This window comes from Siphonobacter sp. BAB-5405 (assembly GCF_002872335.1).
GTDB lineage: Bacteria > Bacteroidota > Bacteroidia > Cytophagales > Spirosomataceae > Siphonobacter.
The window spans coordinates 1-2178 of record NZ_NJAG01000080.1 but is presented as its reverse complement, the minus strand read 5'-3'; the positions used below and the strand labels follow the sequence as shown (position 1 = coordinate 2178).

The following is a 2178-nucleotide window of genomic DNA, read 5'->3' as shown; positions in this document are numbered from 1 at the left end:
AGTAGAAGCCCGTGCCTACATTTCTAGGCACGGGCTTCTACTTTAATATTCATTACCAACCCGGATTCTGCAGAGAAGCGGGCATTTTCCGGATTTCTCCGTCGGGAATCGGTAATAGGTACATTTCCGTACGGAAATTATGCCGACGAATGGAGTTCGTAACTTCATAGGTATAATTCGTGCCGGATCTTACAATTCGGATTCGGGTATTGAACCCATTGTTAACCGACATGGCGATTTTCCAGCGGCGAATGTCATTCCAGCGATGATCCTCAAAAGCCAGTTCAATGCGTCGCTCATTGCGGATAAGCTCCCGCATTTCTGCCTGGGTCATGTTCGCTTTCAGTCCGTACAATTGGTCGGCACCGGGCGTAATACCCGCTCGTTTGCGAAGGGCTACCAGCTTGGGGTAGGCCAGTTCCGGTTTACCGGCTTCAGTAATGGCTTCGGCATAGTTAAGCAGAATTTCCGCGTAGCGAAGTAACGGCCAGCCGCGTTCGGTGGTGAAACTACTATTGGCAGAAACGTTGACATCACACATTTTACGAGCAAAATAGCCGGTCATTTGCCCCGAATACGTATAGCCGTCCGAAGGGGCTCCCTCGTAGGTATAGACGGGCCTCAACGCATTCGCTGAGGGCAGAAAATACAGGGATTCATTGTAAACGATGGAATAACCCAGCCGGGGATCGCGGTTGTCGTAAGGCTTCGTAGGGTCATAGCCGGAAGTCGGATCGGTGATTGCTTTTCCGTTCTTCATGGGAAACGACTGAACTAGGCTATGCGTAGGGTACGAGTTGTTCTGGCCACCCCGGGTAGGCATGTTGTAAAAGCCCTCCATATCCCGGTTAGCCGGGCGGTTCTGGAAGAAGATGTACTCCGGATTTACCCGTTTCAAAAAGACCTGATAAAACCCGTAACCATCCGCCGTGGTATTGTCTTCCATCAAGCTATACTGCCCCGAAGCAATGACCGCCTCTGCCGCATCAGCAGCCCGTTGCCAGTGGCTAGCCTGATACGTAGGATAGCTAACAATGGACGCCAAGGTAGCATTTTGCGTCTCCGCTGAACCATTAAAGAGTGGGCTCGCAGCATACAAAAGCATACGCGATTTCAAGGCCAGACAGGCTCCTCTGGTCGCACGGCCGTAGTTTTCTTCCGAGTACTGGGCAACGCTGGGCAGTACCTGAGCCGCAGCGTCGAGTTCGCTGACGACATAATCCACACACTCCTGATAAGAATTTCGGGGCAGATCAATGAAATCGTTGATCTCGAATACCTTATCGCCAATCAGTGGTACGCCACCAAAAACCGTCAGCAGGTTGTAGTAATAGTAAGCCCGAAGAAAGCGAACCTCGGCCGTTACCCGCCGTTGCAACGCGGGCGAAAGCGGCGTGCTGCTGAGTTTGGTAAGCAGAAGATTCACCCGGCGGATGTTGGCGTAAGGTAACGACCAGTATTCACCAAAAGGAAAGTTCAACGGGCTAAGCGTACCACTGTAGAGAATAACGGCCGTTTGCCCAACCCCCGAGTACTTATATTCGGCATCGTCGGTGGCCTGCTCACTATTGCCGTGCGAACTCCAGCGACCTTTGTTGAAACTAAAGCTGATATCACCGTAAATCCGGTTAACAAAAGCCATGGTTCGGAGACTGTCCTGGAAAACGAGCGTCTCGTCAAGGGCACTGGTTTTAGGTTCAAGGAAATCGTCGGCCTGCTGGCAGGCCGAAATTCCCGCCAGGAGAGCAATCGCTAAGCCTGTAATTTTCAGAGTTTTCATACGTACCAATATGTTGGACGGGATTAATGCTTCCTAGAAAGTGGCACTAATGCCCAGGTTAATCAAACGTTGAGGAGGGTAGCTGACCCGATCTGTACCGGAGTTAATCTCAGGATCGAATTCATACAGTCGGCTGAGTTTGGTGAACGTGAACAGGTTCGAACCATTTGCGTAAATCCGCATTTCCGGAATGCCCAGTTTCTGTGTGAATGCCACGGGGAGATTATAGCCGATCTGAGCAGTTCTGAGCCGCAGGAAATTTCCGGAAATAATGCCAGAAAGTTGACGGATAGCTAAGCGGATCACTCAGGCCACCCAGCAGTGATAAACGCGGGAATTTGGCTTCATCCCCCAGTTCGGGCGTCCAGGCCTGCTGATGAACAGCCGTAAGGTTGGAG

The 2178-nt window shown here is 51.3% G+C and carries 2 protein-coding genes; both read right to left on the bottom strand.

Going from position 1 to position 2178, the window contains the following annotated elements; all coding sequences use genetic code 11:
* Window positions 1-52 precede the first annotated feature (52 nt).
* On the bottom strand, window positions 53-1780 hold the full coding sequence (locus tag BWI97_RS25620; protein WP_102203342.1) for a RagB/SusD family nutrient uptake outer membrane protein: 1728 nt from the start codon (window positions 1778-1780) through the stop codon (window positions 53-55).
* A 33-nt stretch (window positions 1781-1813) separates the two neighbouring features.
* Window positions 1814-1996 carry a hypothetical protein gene (locus BWI97_RS25615; protein ID WP_102203341.1) on the bottom strand — a complete coding sequence of 61 codons (183 nt, stop codon included), beginning with the start codon at window positions 1994-1996 and terminating at the stop codon, window positions 1814-1816.
* Window positions 1997-2178 lie beyond the last annotated feature (182 nt).